At 57.0% G+C, this 19,954-nt stretch carries 15 protein-coding genes and 4 pseudogenes; 16 read left to right on the top strand and 3 right to left on the bottom strand.

Going from position 1 to position 19,954, the window contains the following annotated elements:
• The first annotated feature begins 33 nt into the window (after window positions 1-33).
• From gnd to JZX88_RS13135, 4 genes are all read left to right on the top strand, one after another.
• Entirely contained in the window at window positions 34-1,038 is a 1,005-nt protein-coding gene (gnd, locus tag JZX88_RS13150; protein WP_206913833.1) for a phosphogluconate dehydrogenase (NAD(+)-dependent, decarboxylating), read from the top strand.
• Window positions 1,035-2,420 (top strand): glucose-6-phosphate dehydrogenase, encoded by a 1,386-nt coding sequence (zwf, locus tag JZX88_RS13145; protein ID WP_206913832.1) that lies wholly within the window; start codon window positions 1,035-1,037, stop codon window positions 2,418-2,420. The genes gnd and zwf overlap by 4 nt, the downstream gene beginning before the upstream one ends.
• Before the next feature lie 32 nt (window positions 2,421-2,452).
• On the top strand, window positions 2,453-3,130 hold the full coding sequence (locus tag JZX88_RS13140; RefSeq protein ID WP_206913831.1) for an ROK family protein: 678 nt from the start codon (window positions 2,453-2,455) through the stop codon (window positions 3,128-3,130).
• Between the two features lie 294 nt (window positions 3,131-3,424).
• Window positions 3,425-3,925, top strand: coding sequence for a hypothetical protein (locus JZX88_RS13135; RefSeq protein ID WP_246753477.1), 501 nt, complete (start codon window positions 3,425-3,427; stop codon window positions 3,923-3,925).
• Window positions 3,926-4,255: 330 nt separating this feature from the next.
• On the opposite strand, the pseudogene JZX88_RS26110 reads toward JZX88_RS13135, so the two are convergent.
• Window positions 4,256-4,392 (bottom strand): annotated as a pseudogene (locus tag JZX88_RS26110) (histidine phosphatase family protein); the annotation flags it as partial.
• 48 nt (window positions 4,393-4,440) lie between these two features.
• Complete coding sequence (locus JZX88_RS13130) at window positions 4,441-5,172, bottom strand: DeoR/GlpR family DNA-binding transcription regulator (protein ID WP_065117096.1); 732 nt, start codon at window positions 5,170-5,172, stop codon at window positions 4,441-4,443.
• Between the two features lie 337 nt (window positions 5,173-5,509).
• On the opposite strand from JZX88_RS13130, the gene JZX88_RS13125 reads away from it, so the two are divergent.
• The 10 genes and pseudogenes from JZX88_RS13125 to JZX88_RS13080 all read left to right on the top strand — a co-directional run bounded on the left by JZX88_RS13125 (window position 5,510) and on the right by JZX88_RS13080 (window position 18,030).
• Window positions 5,510-6,556: an autoinducer 2 ABC transporter substrate-binding protein gene (locus tag JZX88_RS13125; protein ID WP_065116755.1), complete on the top strand. Its 1,047-nt coding sequence runs from the start codon at window positions 5,510-5,512 to the stop codon at window positions 6,554-6,556.
• A gap of 73 nt (window positions 6,557-6,629) precedes the next feature.
• Window positions 6,630-8,129 carry a sugar ABC transporter ATP-binding protein gene (locus JZX88_RS13120; protein WP_065116754.1) on the top strand — a complete coding sequence of 500 codons (1,500 nt, stop codon included), beginning with the start codon at window positions 6,630-6,632 and terminating at the stop codon, window positions 8,127-8,129.
• A 13-nt stretch (window positions 8,130-8,142) separates the two neighbouring features.
• The gene (locus JZX88_RS13115; RefSeq protein WP_065116753.1) at window positions 8,143-9,120 is read left to right on the top strand and encodes an ABC transporter permease; all 978 of its coding nucleotides are present in this window, start codon (window positions 8,143-8,145) and stop codon (window positions 9,118-9,120) included.
• Between the two features lie 14 nt (window positions 9,121-9,134).
• Window positions 9,135-10,133: an ABC transporter permease gene (locus JZX88_RS13110; RefSeq protein WP_065116752.1), complete on the top strand. Its 999-nt coding sequence runs from the start codon at window positions 9,135-9,137 to the stop codon at window positions 10,131-10,133.
• Between the two features lie 4 nt (window positions 10,134-10,137).
• Window positions 10,138-11,220, top strand: a complete 1,083-nt coding sequence (locus JZX88_RS13105) for an aldose 1-epimerase family protein (RefSeq protein ID WP_065117095.1) — start codon at window positions 10,138-10,140, stop codon at window positions 11,218-11,220.
• Window positions 11,221-11,245: 25 nt separating this feature from the next.
• Window positions 11,246-12,184 carry a ribokinase gene (gene rbsK / locus JZX88_RS13100; RefSeq protein ID WP_065116751.1) on the top strand — a complete coding sequence of 313 codons (939 nt, stop codon included), beginning with the start codon at window positions 11,246-11,248 and terminating at the stop codon, window positions 12,182-12,184.
• A gap of 19 nt (window positions 12,185-12,203) precedes the next feature.
• On the top strand, window positions 12,204-13,163 hold the full coding sequence (gene deoC / locus JZX88_RS13095; protein ID WP_065117094.1) for a deoxyribose-phosphate aldolase: 960 nt from the start codon (window positions 12,204-12,206) through the stop codon (window positions 13,161-13,163).
• Window positions 13,164-13,174: 11 nt separating this feature from the next.
• Window positions 13,175-15,571, top strand: coding sequence for an aldehyde dehydrogenase family protein (locus JZX88_RS13090; RefSeq protein ID WP_065116750.1), 2,397 nt, complete (start codon window positions 13,175-13,177; stop codon window positions 15,569-15,571).
• A gap of 473 nt (window positions 15,572-16,044) precedes the next feature.
• Window positions 16,045-17,196, top strand: a pseudogene (locus tag JZX88_RS13085) (RHE_PE00001 family protein).
• Window positions 17,197-17,319: 123 nt separating this feature from the next.
• On the top strand, window positions 17,320-18,030 hold the full coding sequence (locus JZX88_RS13080) for a hypothetical protein (protein ID WP_065116749.1): 711 nt from the start codon (window positions 17,320-17,322) through the stop codon (window positions 18,028-18,030).
• A 27-nt stretch (window positions 18,031-18,057) separates the two neighbouring features.
• On the opposite strand, the gene JZX88_RS13075 is transcribed toward JZX88_RS13080, so the two are convergent.
• On the bottom strand, window positions 18,058-18,660 hold the full coding sequence (locus tag JZX88_RS13075; RefSeq protein WP_065116748.1) for a hypothetical protein: 603 nt from the start codon (window positions 18,658-18,660) through the stop codon (window positions 18,058-18,060).
• Between the two features lie 212 nt (window positions 18,661-18,872).
• Here JZX88_RS13075 and JZX88_RS13070 point away from each other — a divergent pair.
• A pseudogene (locus JZX88_RS13070) lies at window positions 18,873-19,360 on the top strand (transposase); the annotation flags it as partial.
• Between the two features lie 220 nt (window positions 19,361-19,580).
• Window positions 19,581-19,871, top strand: a pseudogene (locus JZX88_RS13065) (DUF1612 domain-containing protein); the annotation flags it as partial.
• Window positions 19,872-19,954: the final 83 nt, after the last annotated feature.

Genomic DNA, 19,954 nt, shown 5'->3' with positions numbered 1-19,954 from the left:
AGCAATAGCGAGTTGCACAAAAGGAGTGTCAGGATGCAGATTGGAATGGTTGGGCTTGGGCGGATGGGCGCAAACATGGTGCGCCGCCTTTTGAAACACGGGCATGATTGCGTGGTTTTCGACGTCAACCCCGACAATGTCGCGGCGCTGGTGAAAGAAGGCGCAACGGGCGCAACCTCGCCGGACGATCTCGTCGCCAGCCTCTCACCGCCACGCGCCGTGTGGCTGATGCTGCCCGCCGCGATCACGCCGAAAATCGCGCGGGACTTTGCGGGCAAACTTCAGGCAGGCGATGCCATCATCGATGGTGGCAATTCATTTTACCGCGACGCGATCGATCTCGCCGCCGAATTTGCGCCTCACAGCATCGATTTCATCGATACCGGCACATCCGGTGGCGTCTGGGGGCTGGAGCGTGGTTACTCCCTGATGATCGGCGGGCCGGTGGCTGCGGTCCAGCGTCTCGACCCGATCTTCGCCTCCCTTGCGCCCGGCGCAGGTCTGGGGATCGCCGCCGACCCGGTCACCCGAACGGCACCGATGGGATATCTGCATTGCGGTCCGTCGGGAGCCGGGCATTTCGTCAAGATGGTCCACAATGGCATCGAATACGGTGTCATGGCCGCCTATGCGGAGGGGCTCAACATCCTGAAAGCCTCCAATGCGGGCACACAACACCGCGAGGCGGACGCCGAAACCGCCCCTCTCGCCCATCCGCAATATTACCAGTTCGATATTGATCTTCCCGCCGTTACGGAGGTCTGGCGGCACGGCTCGGTCATCGGCTCGTGGCTGCTCGACCTCACGGCGCAGGCCCTGAAACAGGACCCGAACCTCGATCAATATGGCGGGCGCGTGTCGGATTCCGGTGAAGGACGCTGGACCCTGCAGGCGGCCGTCGAAACCGGCGTGCCGGCCCCCGTTTTGGCATCGGCCCTTTTCGAGCGTTTTTCCTCGCGCGGCGAGGCCGAATTCGCCGGTAAGGTGCTGTCGGCCATGCGCAATGCCTTTGGTGGCCATCTGGAGAAAGCCAAATGAAGACCTCAGCCACGGACAGGCAGCGATCGGACGTGCTGGTGGTGTTCGGCGCCACGGGCGATCTTGCCTATAAGATGATCTTTCCCTCTCTCTACGCCATGGTGAAACACGGCGCGCTGCAAACGCCCATCATTGGCGTCGCTTTCGACGATTGGCCGCGTGAGCAGCTGATAGCGCGGGCCCGCGATGCGGTCGCCAACCATGTGGACAAGATCGATGAAGCCGTCTTCGAAAAATTCGCGGAACAGCTGACCTATGTCTCCGGCGATTATCGCAACGAAGCGACATTCGAAAAGCTGCGCACGGCGCTTGGCGGGCACCAGCATCCGCTTTATTACCTTGCCATTCCGCCGTCTCTCTTCGAAACCGTGGTAACCGGCCTCAACAAGGCGGGCATCGCCGCTTCGGCGCGGCTGATGGTTGAGAAACCCTTCGGCCGTGACCTTGCCTCCGCCGAAGCGTTGAACGAAGCGCTGCACGCGGTTTTCGCAGAGGATGCAATTTTCCGCATCGACCATTTCCTCGGTAAGGAGGCCATCCAGAACCTTCTTTATTTCCGGTTTGCTAATGCCTTTCTCGAGCCCGTATGGAACCGCGACCATGTCGAAAGCGTACAGATCACCATGGCCGAAGATTTCGGCATCAAGGGGCGCGGCAAGTTTTATGACGAGGTCGGATGTATCCGCGACGTGATCCAGAACCATCTGATCAATGTGCTGTTGCTGCTGGCCATGGAGCCGCCGGCCACAAGCGCCTCGGATGATCTCGTCGATGAAAAAGTACAGATACTGAAAGCCATGCCGCCGCTCACTCGTAACGATGTGGTGCGCGGACAGTTCAGAGGCTATCTGGACGAGCCGGGTGTCGCGCCGGCATCTAGCCGGGAAACCTTCGCCGCCGTGCGCTTTCGCGTCGCCACCTGGCGCTGGAATGGCGTGCCCTTCTTCATCCGCGCCGGCAAGAACCTGCCAGCGCATGCAACCGAAGTTTTGGTCCGCTTGAAACGGCCGCCAATTGCGCTCTTTGGCGATGTCGAGACAACGCCCGCCAATTATGTGCGCTTCCGTCTGGGGCCGGATATCGCGATTGGAATCGGCGCGCGCCGCAAGGCTGCTGGCGATGGTATGCGCGGCGAGGCCGTAGAACTTGGCGCGGTCGATGATGGTATTGGTGATATGGCGCCTTATGAGCGGCTGATCGGCGATGCGATGGCCGGCGAACGACAGCTCTTCACCCGTCAGGATGCGGCGGAACTGGCTTGGAAGATCGTGGAGCCTATCCTCGATGATCCTGCCGTGCCGCCTGCATATGAGGTGGGAAGCTGGGGTCCGGCGGAAATGGCAGGGTTTGGCCCGCCAGGCGGATGGGTTGATCCCGAGTAACGCCCACACGCATAGTCGACGGAGGCCAGTACATGGCAGAGGATCAAACCGTTCTTGCAATTGATATCGGCGGCAATCACGTGAAGATCCGCTTGAGCACAGGTGGCGAAGAGCGCAAGGTTGAAAGCGGCAAGGCAATGACGGGACAGGAAATGGTCGCCGCGGTAACCGCCATGGCAAAGGATATGACCTATGACGTTATCGCCATGGGATATCCCGGCCCGGTCGTTCACAACAAACCGTTTCGGGAACCGGTCAATCTGGGCGAAGGCTGGGTTGGCTATGACTATGAGGGCGTTTTCGATTGTCCCGTTCGCATCGTCAACGATGCGCTCATGCAGGCGATTGGTTCTTACAAGGGCGGACGCATGTTGTTTCTCGGTCTCGGCACGGGTTTGGGCGCCGCGATGATTGTCGAAAATGTTGCCCAGCCGATGGAGATCGCCCATCTTCCTTACCGCAAGGGCAAAACCTACGAGCATTATGTCAGCGAGGCTTATCGGGAAAAGAAAGGCAACGCGAAATGGCAAAAGCGCGTCCAAGACGTTGTGGAGCTCCTGAGCGCGGCTCTTGAACCGGATGAGGTCGTCATCGGCGGCGGCAACGTGGAGAAGCTCGAAAATCTGCCGCCGAAGTGCAGACGCGGAGACAACGCTCTGGCTTTCGAAGGCGGGTTCCGCCTGTGGAAGAACCCGGATCTCGTCGTGTAGGCGGCACAGCAGTTACCATCAGCGTCTGATCGATAAAGACGAGCCGCGACAATACCTTGAAAAGCCGCTTGCGGCGGCTGATTGCTTCTGCGGTTCTCTGATGACAGCGGATATTCTCGGTGCGGTTTTCCAAAGTGGCGCGGCTTGCGCGTCGATTTACGGAACCACCATCGTACTTTTGTCTCGCGACTGAAGCCAAACCAGTCTTTTCTTCGTATCTAGGCCAGCAGCCTGCTTGGCGCTAACGGAGAAGACGGCCTGATGGAACTTGGAAGGGACGATAGGCGGACGGGCTTGGCCGTAACCTATGACCTGACAAAAGCGACACTTACCGTTGCCTGGGTCATCATCCTCAACAAGCCGTTTTATCCGCTTTATGTCTGGTATCTGGTCGACGCCGATGCTGCTGTGGCATCGCTCATTACCGTGCTGTCGCTGCCTTTTTTTCCTGCGATTCCGTTTCTTGCAAAGAAATCACATCTGGCTGCGCGCCTGGCGCTTCCTCTTGTCGGAAGGCTCGATACCCTGGTTGAAACGGCGATGTTCGGCCATGCATCCGGCACCGAATTTTTCTTTGCGGCCTGCATCATGCTGGTGGCCATTTCGTTCCGTGCGGACGAGAAACTCTGGCAATATGCGATGGCAGTTCTTCTGCTCGCGCACATTTCTGGGCGCGGGGGTGCAATCCTGGTCGGCAGGCGATCTTGCAACGTTTCTCAATCTGAATGCGTTCTCTGCTGCCGGTCTCATGGCCTTTATCGCGCTTCGATATGCCGGCTTGTCACGGCGAACTGAAACCTGAACCCGATTGATCGACAGGAGGAGTTTATGCAGAAAAATCGTAAGCTCATCAGATAGGGGGGCGTCGAAAAGTCAGCTAGACGGCACGGGGAGCTTTCAAGGATCTTTGCCTCAGACCGGATCATAATGTCGGTAAGACCTTCACCAGCATGTCGCGATAGCCCTATGTGCCGACGGCCGGACATTATGTTCCACGGTGCCGTTTACGAAACTGCCGAGTTCCTGGAACGCCTGACGAAAGTGGAGGTCGAGGTCAGCCAGATAGATATCTTTGGCTAATTGTTATCCTCCTCCCCCGGCATGGAGCTCGACGTCCGCAACTGGTCAAGCTGCGATGAGATTGTACCAGCCATCATGGAATCGATAGAACCCGTCCTGGGCAGGGGAGGTTCGAGCATTTCCCGCTTCGGGAGGCCGAGAAAAACACCCCGAATGATCCGCCCGAAAAGGCCATGGGTAATAGTCGATGCCTCCTTCGAGGAGCAGCGGAAACGCGCGCCATTTTCCGCTTATTTTACAAAAGGTAAGGGTTGATCCGAAACAATTGAATTGAAGTCGCCGATGGAAGCATAGCGCGCCGCCCGCACCTTGCTGAACTTGCTGCTGTCAACCACAAGATGCTTTTGCATTGAGCGTTGCATGACCATCTGTTTGATCGGCACTTCATGAAAATGCGAACAAGTCACGCCGTGATGTCCGTCCACGCCGCCTGCAGACAAGAATGCTTTGTTGATATTGACGCGCTTCAGCACCTCAAAGCCCTCATCCCCCGAGAACGAGGCCGCCTCCGGATGATAGAGTCCGCCGAGCATGATTAGGCGGACATCGTTTCTGCTTGCCAGCTCCTCGGCAACATTGAGAGAATAGCAGATGGCGGTGACATGTGCATTTACCGGAATCTGCCGCGCCAGATGCGGCATCGTCGTTCCACAGTCGATGAATATAGTGTCATGTGGCTCGATCAAAGCCGCAGCCTGCGTGCATGCGCGCATCTTGGCCGCCGCATGGCTGTCCTTTTCCTGCTCCAGCACATAGTCGCTGCTGACTGCGCCGTCCTGAACCGGAATGATGTAGCCGCCAAGACAGCTCAATCGTTCGCCATCGGCGGCAATGTCGCGACGAATGGTAATTTCGGATACGCCAAGCCGGGACGCGGCGTCCCGCAGCCTCAGGACGCCTGTTTCCTGGACCAGCCTGGCCAGCGCGTCCAACCTGGCATTGCGTGCACTTATTTTGCTCACTTTGTTTTCGCTTTCGGTTTCTCGCTGCTCTTCACATTTCGGTGTCGCTTTGCTCGCAATCGCCACTCTCTGCGCTTGACAGAAGAATAACAAACATGAAACGATCGAAACATAATGATCGAATTGTATCATGATAGTTCGCATTATCAGGAGAGGAAAACAACAGGATTCTGGGCCACATTGAGGCGCGGCTACCAGGGCGTGGGAAGCCTTTCCGGGAGAATGAGGAGGCGTTGGACGCATGAGGAGCGGTCGCCGGCGTTTGGGATCGAACAATAGCGGGTGCTGCGATTGATAGAAGTCCGGCACGTTGCAATTTCAAAGGGAGGAGTTATCCGTGAATAAAATCTTCGCAACCATCGCGCTTGTTGCGACGCTTTCCGCGTCGGCTGTTTTTGCGCAGAGCGCTGTCGATACATCGAAGGTCAACAAGGAGCTGATCACCGCGGCCAGCGGCAAGAAATACACGATCGCAACCGTCGTGAAGGTGGATGGCATCGCATGGTTTGACCGCATGCGCGATGGTGTTGAGCAGTTCAAGGGTGATACCGGAAATGATGTCTGGATGGTTGGCCCAAGCCAAGCTGATGCTGCCGCCCAGGTGCAGATCGTTGAAAACCTCATCGCGCAGGGCGTAGATGCCATTGCCATCGTGCCGTTCTCGGTCGAAGCGGTGGAGCCGGTCCTGAAGAAAGCCCGTGATCGCGGCATTGTTGTCATCAGCCATGAGGCTTCCAACATCCAGAATGTGGATTTCGACATAGAAGCCTTCGACAATAAGGCCTATGGTGCGAACCTTATGAAGGAACTTGGCAAATCCATGGGTGGCAAGGGCAAATATGTCGCTACCGTTGGCAGCCTGACGTCCAAGTCGCAGATGGAATGGATCGACGGCGCCGTCGAATACCAGAAGGCCAACTTCCCGGAGATGTCGCAGGCGACCGAGCGGCTGGAAACCTATGACGACGCTAATACCGACTATACCAAGCTTAAGGAGGCGATGACCGCCTATCCTGACATCACCGGTATTCTCGGCGCTCCGATGCCGACATCCGCGGGTGCGGGTCGTCTGATCGCCGAGGGCGGTCTGTCGGGCAAGGTCTTCTTCTCGGGCACGGGCCTTGTTTCCGTTGCCGGCGAATATATCAAGAACGACAATATCCAGTACATTCAGTTCTGGGATCCGGCCGTTGCCGGTTACGCCATGAACATGCTGGCTGTCGCGGTTCTCGAGAAGAAGAACGAGCAGATCAAGGCCGGCCTGAACCTTGGCCTGCCTGGTTACGAAAGCGTGCTGGTGCCTGACGCCTCCAAGCCGCATCTGCTCTATGGCGCAGGTTGGGTCGGCGTAACCAAAGAAAACATGGACAAGTACGACTTCTGATCCGAACCGCGGAGGGAGGGGTAACCCTCTCTCCTTTTACACCCCGTGTTTTCCAGGCTTGCACGAGGCCATTATGACTGAAAATCTGATCGAGCTGCGCCATATCGGCAAGCGGTTTGGCGGCGTGAAGGCGCTCGACGACGTATCGCTGAGCATTCGCCCGGGCGAAATCCATTGCCTTGCAGGTGAAAACGGTTCCGGCAAATCCACCGTCATTAAAATCATGTCCGGGGTTTACACGCCTGAGGATGGCGAGATTCTGATCGACGGGAAGCCCGTCGGCAAACTCGATCCGGTAAAATCCGTTCACCACGGTATCCAGGTGATCTATCAGGATTTTTCGTTGTTTGGAAACCTGACGGTGGCCGAGAATCTGGCGATCAACACCCTCCTGATGGAAGGTCGCAAGACGGTCGACTGGCGACAGGTTCGACAGCTGGCCCAGAAAGCGTTGGACCGCCTGGGCGTAAATATCGATCTTGATGCGGATGTCGAAAGCCTGCCAACTTCGGGGAAGCAGATCGTGGCGATAGCCCGCGCTGTGATGGCTGATGCGCGCCTGATCATCATGGATGAGCCGACCACGGCGCTGACGCGCTATGAGGTGGATGCCCTCTTCAAGATTGTTCGCGATATTCAGGCGCAGGGCATCGCCGTGCTCTTCGTCAGCCACAAGATGCGGGAAATGCTTGAAATCAGCGAGCGCCTGACAGTTTTCCGAAATGGCAAGAAGGCTGCCGAAGGACCGATTGCCGAATTTGACGAGCCGGCGATTACCCGCGCGATGACGGGACAAGAAATGACTGCCCACAGCTACCAGTGGGCTGCCCCGGAGGGCGCCGACACGCCGGTGCTGGAAGTGCGCAATCTCACGGTTCCGGGTTCCGTGGACAATGCCGCCCTTACATTGAGGCCGGGTGAAATCGTCGGTATTTCGGGCTTGATCGGTTCTGGCCGTACCGAACTTGCATTGGCGCTGTTTGGAATGCGACCCGATTTTACCGGTTTAATGCGCATTGCAGGCCGCGAGGTACACCCGAGGAGTGTGCAAGAAGCTATTGCCTGCGGTGTCGCTTATGTGCCGGAGGACCGCCTGACCGAGGGGCTATTCCTGACCCAATCGATCGAGCGCAATATCATTGTCACGTCGATTGAGAAATTTGTCCGTGGTCTTTTCATCAATCGCAAAAAGGCGAATGAGACGACCCGCGATATGTTCTCGGCCATGCAGATCGTGGCGCCGGGGCCGCACACGCCGGTCAACCATTTGTCCGGTGGCAACGCGCAGCGCGTGGTTCTGGCCCGCTGGCTGTTGACGGGCGCCAACGTGCTGATCCTCAACGGACCGACCGTCGGCGTCGATGTCGGTTCCAAAGCACAGATCCACAACATCATCCGCGGGCTGGCCGAAAAGGAAGGCCTAGCTGTGCTGATGATTTCCGACGATGTGCCGGAACTGGTGCAGAACTGCAACCGCGTGCTGGTCATGCATCGCGGCCGTTTCGTTGACGAATTGTCGGGGGAGAGCATGACTGAAGACGCCGTCAATGACCGGCTCAAGATGCTGAATTGAGGGGCCGCAAGTCATGAAACTCCTGAGAAACACAGAATCCATTATCGCCTGCGTGTTGCTCGCGGCCATGGTCATTATCGGTCTCATAAATCCGGCCTTCTGGTCGCTCGACAACATTTTCGGCCTGCTGCGCTCCAATGTCGTGATTGGCATCATGGCGCTCGGCGTATTGCTGGTGATGATTTCGGGCGGTATCGACGTATCCTTTACGGCATTCGCTATTGCCGCGATGTATCTGACTGTGCGCAGCATGGTCTATCTCGGTTATGATGGCGTGCTCATTCCCTTCGTTGCGGCGACGCTGATTGGACTGGCTCTTGGTGCGTTTAACGGTTTCATTATTCACCGTTTCAGGATGATCCCGCTGATCGTGACGCTCGGGACAGGTTCGATTGTGCGCGGTCTTGTTCTCGGCCTCGTCGGCACCAGCATCGTCAACATCAACAAGATGCCGAAGGAGCTGATCGAGTTCGGCAAGACCGATGTGATCTCTCTGACCTCGGCCACGGGATCGACTTTCGGCCTGACCGCGATGTTCCTGGTCTATTTGGGGCTGGCGTTTGTCATCCATCTCATCCTCACCTACACCATGATCGGGCGCAGCGTTTATGCCTACGGCGGCTCTCCTGAGGCCGCAAAGCGCGTTGGCTTCAATACGGGCGCGACGATCTTCTTTGTCTACTGCATCGCCGGTGCGCTGGCGGGCTTCTCGGGCCTGCTGCATTCCTCGATGATCTGGCTTGCCAACCCGCGCGATTTTGTCGGGCTCGAACTCGACGTGATCGCAGCCGTGGTTTTGGGCGGTGCGTCAATCTTTGGCGGACGCGGCACGGTTCTCGGCACATTGATGGGCGTGTTCATGCTGGTGATGGTCAAAAATTCCCTGATCATCATGAAGGTGGACACCACCTGGCAGCGCGTTGTTGTCGGCCTGATTATCATCATTGCCACTGCCATCACGGCATGGCGTGACCGTAAAAGCATAGCGTGACGGGAGAGCGCATCATGAAGAATTCGTTCGATATGCGTCGGCTTTTCGGCAACGACAACAACATCGTTCAGCTGCTTTTGATCACCATCATCGTTTTTGCCCTGATGACATGGATGAACCCCGGCAAGTTCCTGAACTATTACAACTTCGAATCCATCAGTTACATCATGCCTGAACTGGGGATCCTCTCCATCGCCATGATGATCGCAATGCTGACCGGTGGCATCGATCTGTCCGTGGTGGGAATTGCCAATCTGGCGGGCATTGTCGCCGGCATTTATTTCCATTCCACCATGGTTCAGTCAGGGCAATCCTCCACGTCGGGCATCGTGTTCTACACAGGGCTTGGCATCGTGCTCGCGATGGTGGTTGGCCTACTGTCCGGTCTGATCAACGGCCTTTTGGTGGCGAAATTGCGCATTACCCCGATCCTGGCGACACTCGGCACAGGTCAGATTCTGATGGGGCTGGCGCTGGTATTGACCGGCGGTCCGGCAATTGTCGGATTTCCTGACGCGTGGAACTGGATCGGTAACGGTAAAGTCTTCGGTATAGCAACGCCGTTCCTGCTGTTCATCGCCGTGTGCATTATCGTGGCGATCCTGCTGACGCGCTCGACGCTCGGCATCAACCTGATGCTGATCGGGACCAATCCGCGGGCAGCCGTCTTTGCTGGCATCCGCAAGGATCGCATGATGCTGTATTCATATATGCTTACCGGCGTGCTGGCGTCACTGGCGGGGATCATTCTGTCTGGGCGGACCAATGCAGCTAAATCCGACTACGGCGCGTCCTATCTGCTGCAGGCGGTGCTGATTGCCGTTCTCGGGGGCACAAACCCGGCGGGCGGGAAAGGGCGCGTTCTTGGCGTTGCGATTGCGCTTGTCGCCCTCATGCTGCTCTCTTCCGGCTTTCAGATGATGCGGTTCTCCAACCACCTGATCGACTTCATCTGGGGCGCATTCCTCATTCTCGTGATCGCCATCAATGCATGGCGAAACCCCGGCAGGTGATCCCATGCAGGCGACAGAATTTCATCTCCGCAGCCGAGACTTCACCGATGTCCCGCATCTTTTAGCCGCAACCGATGGGCTGAAGGTTACCACCTTCCGCTATGCCACCGGCGTTGAAGCGCTGCAACTGGAGAACCGCCACGGCCGGATCGTCCTATTGCCATTCATGGGGCAGATGATCTGGAGCGTTGAATTCAACGGCGTTGACCTGACTATGGGAAGCCGCTTTTCGATGCCGCGACCAGCCGGTTCAATCGTCGAGACATACGGATGTTTTGCATTCCATAGCGGCATGTTGCGCAACGGCTGCCCGTCGCCGCAAGATAATCATGCCCTGCATGGCGAAATGCCCTGTGCCGTCATGGACAAAGCCGGTCTTGTCATCGGACACGATTCCCGCGGCGCCTACGTGCGTGCAACCGGGGAAGTCGAATATGTCATGGGCTTTGGTGCCAATTATCTGGCTCGCCCCAGCGTGACTTTGCGTGCTGAAGACACGCTTTTTGACATGGTCATGGACATCCAGAACCTGTCTTCAGCGCCTATGGATCTCATGTATATGTGCCATGTGAACTTTGCCTATGCCGAGGGTGCGCAAATTGTTCAGCCGGTGCCCTACACGCCGGAGCAAGTGAGGGTGCGAACTGCCGTACCCGGCCACGTCACACCAACCCCCGATTACTTTTCCCTGCTGGAGACGCTGGCATGTCAGCCTTCCGCCATGGAGGTGCTCGACGAACCGCAACGTTACGACCCTGAACAGGTATTCTACATCAATGGCCTGCAGGCAGACGGTGAGGGGCTGACACATCTGATGATGCAACGACGTGAGGGAGATGGCTTTGCCATCTCCTATCCGCTCGCCGCCTTCCCGAAGACAGTGCGTTGGATCCTGGTCAACGGGGATTCGCAGGTTGCCGCATTCGCCCTGCCATCCACCTGCGAGCCGGAAGGCTATCAGGCGGAAAAGGCCAAGAACAATGTGCAGAGACTATCACCGGGTGAACGCAGGGTGTTTCCGGTACGGCTGGGCTATCTCGACCGCGCTGCCGCCGATGAGTTCGGCGCCAGGATCAGCGCCCTTTAAAATAGATAAGCAGGGGAATATCGGCATGAGTAAGAAAATCGGGGTCGTCGGCTCCAACATGGTCGATCTCATCACCTATGTGGACCGTATGCCCGGACCGGGCGAGACACTTGAGGCGCCCACCTTCGAAATGGGGTGCGGCGGCAAGGGTGCCAACCAGGCGGTTGCCGCGGCGCGCCTTGGTGCTGAAGTGATGATGGTCACCCGGGTCGGTGACGATGTCTTCGCGGATAACACCATCCGCAACCTCGAGAGCTTTGGCGTTGATACGCGTCATGTGGTGAAGGTTGCTGGCAAATCCAGCGGTGTCGCACCGATCTTCGTCGAACAATCAGGCGAGAATTCCATCCTCATCGTCAAAGGAGCCAATGCCGACCTTTTGCCTGCGGAGGTCGACAAGGCGGCCGCAGATCTGAAAGAGTGTGGCTTGATCCTGATGCAGATGGAAGTGCCGGTTGAGACTGTCTACCATACCATCGAACTTGCTGCCCAGAACGGTATCGAGACGATCCTCAATCCCGCGCCTGCCGCTGCCAATCTCGATCCTGAGCGCATCCGTCAGGTAACCTTCCTCGTGCCGAACGAGAGCGAGCTTGCCTTGCTGTCGGGGTTACCGACCGACACCGACGAAGACATCGTCAGCGCCGCCCGCTCGCTGATCGCACGCGGCATTCGCACCGTCATCGTTACCTTGGGCGGGCGTGGTGCGCGCATGATTACTTCCAACGAAATCGTCAACATCGAACCCGTCAAGGTAACGCCCAGGGACACCACGGGTGCGGGCGATGCCTTTATTGGCTCCTTTGCCCACTTTTACGCCGAAACGCGCGAGGTCGTATCCTCCCTGAAGAAGGCATCGCTTTACGCGGCGCATTCCATCACCCGTCCCGGAACACAGAAGGCCTATGCCAGCATCGAAGAGTTCGAGGCTTTTTGCCGCGACCATGCCAATGCCGCGGCCTGACCAGAAAAATGGACAGAAAATGAGCGAAGCATTTCCCAGAAATAACGGCACCGCTCTCAAACCGGAATGGTTTGAAGATGTATCGATCAATCGCAGTGCCTCCGAACGGCGTGCAGCGACAATCACCGCCCGGCGCTCGATTAAGAAGGAATACCAGGTCGCCTGGCAGATCAAGGCCATCACCTGCATCGATCTGACAACGCTGTCTGGTGATGACACGCCCGGTCGCGTACGCCGCCTGTGCGCGAAAGCGCGCCGTCCGGTCCGGGAAGACCTTCTCGAGGCACTCGGCCTTGCGGATGCCGGCATCACCACCGGCGCCGTCTGCGTTTATCCGACCATGGTGCCCCACGCCGTCAAGGCGCTGGAAGGCTCGGCTATTCCGGTCGCATCGGTGGCCACGGGCTTTCCTGCTGGCCTGACACCGCTGCCGCAGCGGCTGGCCGAAATCCGCTATGCGGTCGAGCAAGGCGCCAAGGAGATCGATATTGTCATAACCCGCGAGTTCGTTCTGACGCAGAACTGGACCGCACTTTACGACGAGATTGCCGCGATGCGTAAAGCCTGCGGCGACGCCCATATGAAGGCTATCCTCGCGACGGGCGATCTCAACACGCTGACCAACGTCTATCGAGCCTCGATGGTGGCGATGCAGGCGGGCTCGGACTTCATCAAGACCTCCACCGGCAAAGAGGAGGTCAACGCCACTCTGCCGGTCAGTCTGACCATGGTGCGGGCGCTGCGCGATTACGGCGAACTGACCGGCCAGATGGTCGGCTTCAAGCCCGCAGGCGGATTGAAGACGGCGAAGGACGCGCTGTCATGGCTGACGCTGATGAAGGAGGAACTGGGCAATCGCTGGCTGGAGCCAGACCTGTTCCGCATCGGCGCCAGTTCGATGCTTGGCGATATCGAGCGGCAGCTCGAACATTTCGTAACCGGCCGCTATTCCAGCGCTCATCATCACGCTGCCGCATAAGGACTGAAAAAATGCGACCCATCAAGGACATTTTGGAAACCATGGAATATGGACCTTCCCCCGAAGCCAATGGTGATGTGAAGCAGTGGCTCGACACTCACGGACGTTCGTTCGGTCATTATATCAACGGCCGGTTTGTTTCTCCCGATGGCCGCAAGACGATTGCCGTTTCAAACCCCGCAAACGGGGACAAGCTGGCGGACATCATTTGCGGCAATGAGGAAGACGTGGATCAGGCGGTCAAGGCCGCCCGCACGGCCTTCGGAAAATGGTCGAAGCTGTCGGGTCACGAACGCGCCCGTTATCTCTACGCCATCGCCCGTCATATACAAAAGCGCGAGCGCTTCCTTTCGGTTCTGGAAACGATGGACAACGGCAAGCCGGTTCGCGAAACCCGTGATATCGACATTCCACTCGTCGCCCGCCACTTTTACCATCACGCCGGGTGGGCCGAAATGGTGGAAGACGAGTTCCGTGGTTTCTCACCGGTCGGTGTTTGCGGTCAGGTAATCCCCTGGAATTTCCCCCTGCTGATGCTGGCCTGGAAGATCGCGCCGGCGCTTGCCGCCGGCAATACCGTAGTGCTGAAACCTGCTGACCTGACACCGCTGGCGGCTGTCGCCTTTGCGGAAATCTGCCACGAGGTCGGCCTTCCGGCCGGTGTCGTCAATGTCGTCCAGGGCGATGGCTCGACCGGCGCTGCGATCTGCGGCCATGATGGCGTCGATAAGGTCGCCTTCACCGGCTCGACCAAGGTCGGCCGCGTTATTCGCGAGCAGATCGCCGGTTCGGGCAAGAAACTGTCTCTGGAACTGGGGGGCAAGTCACCCTTCATCGTTTTCGAGGACGCCGATCTTGATGCGGCGGTTGAAGGTGTTGTTGACGCGATCTGGTTCAACCAGGGCGAAGTCTGCTGTGCCGGTTCCCGCCTGCTGGTGCAGGAGGGCATTGCCGAGAAATTTTATGCACGGCTGAAAAAGCGGCTGGAAACCCTGCGGATCGGTGATCCGCTCGACAAGTCGACCGATGTCGGCGCGATTGTTTCCGCTACTCAGGTGAAACGCATCACGGATCTGGTCCGCAAGGGCGTGGAGGAGGGCGGTGAACTCTGGCAGAGTTCCAACCCGCTGCCGGCCACCGGCAATTTCGTCGCTCCCGGCTTCTTCACCGATGTCGATCAGGCGTCGACGGTCTGCCAGGTTGAGATTTTTGGTCCGATTGCTGCGGCAACCACATTCCGCACGCCGGATGAAGCCGTTTCGCTGGCCAACAACACCCGCTACGGCCTAGCCGCCTCCATCTGGTCGGAAAACATCAATGTCGCGCTTGATCTGGCAGCCCGCGTCAAGGCAGGCGTGGTCTGGATCAACTGCACTAATATGCTGGACGCCGGTGCAGGTTTTGGTGGCTACCGCGAAAGTGGTTTCGGCCGTGAAGGTGCGCGCGAAGGGCTTTACGAATATCTGGCGGCAGACTGGGAAAAGAGCCTGCCGGTCAACAAGCCCGCTGAAGCCTTTACGCCGTCTGCATTGCCGAATGCTGACAGCAAGATGGCGATCGACGGCCTTGATCGGACCATGAAGAACTATATCGGCGGCAAGCAAACCCGCCCCGACGGTGGCTACAGCTATTCGGTGGCCGGCAAGGGCAACGCCGTGATCGGCATGGCCGGAATAGGCAACCGCAAGGACATCCGAAATGCTGTGGAAGCAGCATCCAAGGCAACGGGCTGGAGTTCCGCAACCGCCCATAACCGCGCGCAGGTGCTCTATTATCTGGCAGAGAACCTCGATGCGCGTCGCGACGAATTTGTCGTCCGCATCATCGATAGTACCGGTGTAAGCGAAAAGAAGGCAAAGGACGAGTTTGACGCATCTCTGCGCCGTATTTCCTATTACGCCGCCCAGGCTGATAAGTTCGATGGCGCGGTACACTCCACCAAGTCGCGCCACGTCACGCTTGCCATGAACGAGCCGTGGGGCATTGTCGGTATCGTTTGCCCGGATGAGGCGCCGCTCCTCTCGCTGGTGTCGCTGGTGCTGCCGGCAATCGCCATGGGCAATCGCGTTGCGGTCATCCCGTCGTCGCGCCATCCATTGATTGCCGGTGATTTCTATCAAGTGCTGGACACTTCGGATGTGCCCGGCGGGGTCATCAACATTGTCACCGGCGAATGCGATCTGCTTGCAAAGACGCTGGCCGAGCATGATGACGTTGCAGCAATCTGGTATTTCGGTTCGGCTGATGGAAGCGCGATGGTAGAGCGGGCGTCTGCGGGCAACCTGAAGGCTACTTGGGTCAATAACGGGCGTCAGCCCGATTGGCTTGACCGTACACAAGGGCAGGGCCGTGACTATTTGCGCAGGGCCATACAAGTGAAGAACATCTGGGTGCCCTACGGAGCCTGATCGGCATCTTGGCGGATCAACAACTGACAAGTTTGTCTGCGGAGGCCAGGCGGCCCCCGTAAGGTTTTATGCGTGCGATCAATCCTGCGGACGCGCCTCCGCGCTATTGCCGTCACTCGGGGCGCTGGGAGGATGGTCGAGACGCGAACTCAAGCAATAGCGATAGACAAACTGAGTTCTTCTCCACGCGATTATGTTCAGGAATGCTTGGGCTTCAAAGGAGGGATTCGCAAATGGGTGCTGGATGATGAGAATATATTTTCGGATCGAATTTATCTAGAATGGAGAGTGTAAAGTAAAAATTTCGCTTTCAGTCGGCGATATATAATTATAATAATATTATAGTGAAATAAATATCTATTATTGATATTGAAGAATTATCGATGATTGTTAAAGCAACGTAAAACCGTACCGTGTGGCGAAATACAATATTTAGATAGATTTCATTTAGTAAATCATTTACCACGATTTCAATGGCTTACGATTTTTCGAAAATCAGCATGACAGCCCTGATGCACCCAGCTTTCGACGCCGGTCTCGCTTTGACGCGTCTCGACGGGCGAATTTCTCGCTCGCCCGTCGGCGCCGGCTTCCTCGAGCGTCAAAACTTTGCAGACGCCTGCGCCTCACTCTGGATCGACGGCGAACTCGTTCACCTCGAAGACCTCGTCCTCCACGACGCCACCCGCGACATCCGCACGCCCACCCATGAGCTCACCATTGCCCGCGACGTTCTGCGTACCCGCCGGCGGATCGCCGACCAATCCCCGGAGTGGGTCCTCTCTGCCGACGGCATCCGCTCGCTGCGGAAAACCTCGGAGATTGGGTCGGGCGGCGGGGACGAGGCGACGACGGTCGGGGTTGCTCGGCCGGCGGTGGCGATCGACGCGGAAGGGGTGGGGGATGATGGTGACGAGGAAAAAGATTTACCCGGCGTCGACTATGCCGCAATCGATGCGCTGCTGGCCCGATCGGATGCGGCGATCGCAAGCGCGACAAGACCTGGCCGCGGCGGCGGGGTCGAAAAAGATTCGATGATCTATGATCTCGACTGGGATGAGGATGAGCGGCTGGACGAATGGCGCGGCGTGTTACGGCAGGTGCAAGACCTGCCGGCGGTGCTGCAAGCGAGCGTTGCCCTCGATGCCTGGAACGAACTGTCCGTGCTTCAACATGCGCCCTAGCTCGGCCGGCTGCTGGTCGCGTCGATCCTGCGCGAGGCTGGCATCACGTCAGGCGCCCATCTCTGCGCCATCAATCTTGGCCTGAAAACCATTCCCGTGGACCGGCGCCGCCATCGCGCCCGCGAAACCCGGCTCCTTGCTATCGCCCGTGGTTTGCTGGCGGCCGCCGAGATCGGCATGAAGGAACATGGCCGGCTGGTCTTGGCGCGAAAAATGTTCGAGCGGAAGCTGGAGGGGCGGCGAACGTCATCAAAACTGCCGGAGCTGGTTGAGCTGGTTATGGCAAAACCGCTGGTGTCGGCCGGGATGGTAGCGAAAACGCTCGAGGTCACGCCGCAGGCGGCGCGGCGGATCGTGACGGAGTTGGGCCTGCGCGAGATGACGGGGAGGGGGAGGTTTCGAGCGGGGGAATCCTATAACGAAACCCATGTGCTGTTCTGATGGATTCAGGTTATCGGAGAGGATCCAAGTCGCCAAAGCCATTTTTGAGGAGAATAGTCAAAATACTTGACTGGAACGGCAAAATGCAGATCTCTTTCGTACAACTAAGATGGGGGTCTGGGTATGCATGTAAAAGCGGGCCGAATTGGCTTCACTAATTCTCTGGACCGGTTGGTCCTGAAACTAACTGTGCTTATGCCTATTGTCTTGATTGTGATCTACGTCTCGACAGTGAAGCAGACAATCGCCAGAGCGGGCGACTGCCCATTGATAATTGATCTCAATGGTAACGGCCGGATAGACATCACGGGGCATACTCAATCTCGACAGAAGCTTTATACGGTTTTTTCAGTGGGGAAGTATGTATCCTTCGATATCAATGGCGATGGAGAGCTCGATCAGATTGATTGGGTGAAAGTAAACACTGATGCTTTCGTTCTAGATATCCGCAGGGGAACGCCACCTCGAGACATAGATGGAACATGGCTGTTTGGAGATAGCATAGACGGATCCGTCGAAAATGGGTTCGTAAGGATCCAAGCTCTCGACGCCAATGAGAACGGCGTGATCGATGGAGTTGAGCTGGATGGGGTCGGTTTCTGGATCGACAATGGGGATGCCAAGTTCTCGCCTGACGAGTTCAGGTCGGTCTCTGACTTAAAGATAACGTCAATTGATACCAACTTCTCTGAAGAGGACATCGGCTATGGCGTCAACACGTTAGTTGGGTCCGTTGAGAGTGAAACGTTGGGGACGGTTAGAATGGAGGACGTGTGGTTCTTGAATTCTCAAGAGGTTGAGGCACGAGATAATATTGTAGGTCGCTACTTCTGATGAAGTGGCACATCGTCGTAGGTCCGATCATGAGTTCCGACCACTAATGCTTTCTGTTGCCAGATTCAAATAGAAGAAGCCAAACAGCGGTCCGCAGATTTTCTGAAAGAACACGATAAATCGCAGGCTATCGCACTCAACAAAGCCTTTTGCCTCATGAAAGGTTAGTGAATTCATGAGCGAGAAATACAAATAATCAGAAGCGTGGGGCGTGACCTGTCCTGCATTTTCCCCGCCGTCAATCGTGATACCGAACGAGAAATAAATGAGCGCGAAAACGACGGACGACATCGCATAGATCAAGGTGAGGACAGTAAATCTATGGCCTATGTTGGCATCAGCTCGCAGAACCTGAAATGAAGACACAAAAATCCCCACGATCAAAGATGTGACGAGCACATACGGGGATAAATCATACCAGAAGTAACCCAATCTGAAATTGGGAACGTGGCACCAAGTCCTTGGCCGTGCGATCCCGGTGTAAAGGCTAAAGAGCACCACCGTCGTCGCAAGAGCGGCAACGTATCCGATCGACCGGTAGGCCATTACAGCCGAATGATGAATCGAAATACGAGCCAAGGCTCTGGCAGAATACTCGACCGACCTTTTTGCGAAAGTGTATGTGCCCATCTGCCTCGCCCGCCCACTGAATCTATTCATCTTCTACGCGCGATTTCTCTAACAAGTAAATATAGATTTATAAATTACATCCGCGTGTGGATTTGTTGCTGCCGTCGGCTTGATGTTTGTCGTTTGGCATTTGACGTGCCCCCAACAAATTAGGCCATTTTGAACTGGAATTTTCCACTTATGATCCCTGATGGGAAGAAGAGGAGAATTCGATGAAAGCGTCCAAGTTCTCGGAAGCGCAGATCGCGTTTGTTTTGAAGCAGGCAGAGGATGGAACGCCGATCGGTGAGGTGTGCCGCAAGGCGGGCATTTCGGATGCAACGTTTTACAACTGGCGCAAAAAATACGCCGGTCTGATGCCCTCGGAGATGAAGCGTCTGCGGCAGCTCGAGGAGGAGAATGCCAAGCTGAAGCGGATCGTGGCGGACCTGTCGCTGGACAAGGCCATGCTGCAGGATGTGCTTTCAAAAAAGCTTTGAGGCCTGCCCGCAGGCGCAAGCTTGTCGACACGTTGAAAGTGGATTGGAAGGTTTCGATCCGGCGTGCATGCTCGGTGTTGAAAGTCGACCGGTCGCTCTATATCTACAAGTCTAGGCGCGGTGAGCAGGCCGAACTAAAGCTGAAGATCAAGGACATCTGCCAGACGCGGGTACGCTACGGCTACAGGCGTGTGCATATCCTTATCAAGCGCGAAGGCTGGCCCCCGCAACCACTCCACAGCACGACATGCTATCCGGCAGTAGCCTAAAACTACGATCCAATACGCCATAGCACTGCGATCAAGCGCTAAATCCCCGTCATAAAACACAAATTCCAAAATCCTCAGGTGCAAAGCGGGCAGGCCGCCGGCGCGGCCATGCCATATGTTCGAGGGATATACAACGTCGCAGTATGCCAACGCAGCTTCTCGATTGCGCTAGGCCGAAAACCTGCCGGCGGTGCTGCAGGCGATCGTCGCCCTCGATACTTGGAACGAGATTTCCGGCCTGCAGCACGGGCCCTGGCTTGGCTGGTTGCTTGCCTCCTCGATCCTCCGGCAGTTGGGCGTTACCACCGGAGCCCATCTCGCCGCGATCAATCTCGGGCTCAAGACCATCCCTGGCGATCGGCGCCGGCATCGCAATCGCGAGATCCGATTGCTTGTCATCGCCCAGGGCTTGATTTCAACGGCCGAGATTGGGCTGAAAGAGCACGATCGGCTGATCTTGGCTGTGCTTCGGCATGGAATAAGGACCCCGTTAGCGGGGTGATCGGCGTCCAAACGGGACCCCTTCTGACAATGGGGTTACAACAG

Origin of the sequence: Agrobacterium sp. OT33, from assembly GCF_017313365.1 — a bacterium.
Taxonomy (GTDB): Bacteria; Pseudomonadota; Alphaproteobacteria; order Rhizobiales; family Rhizobiaceae; genus Agrobacterium; species Agrobacterium rhizogenes_A.
This window is presented reverse-complemented; position numbering and strand designations above follow the sequence as displayed.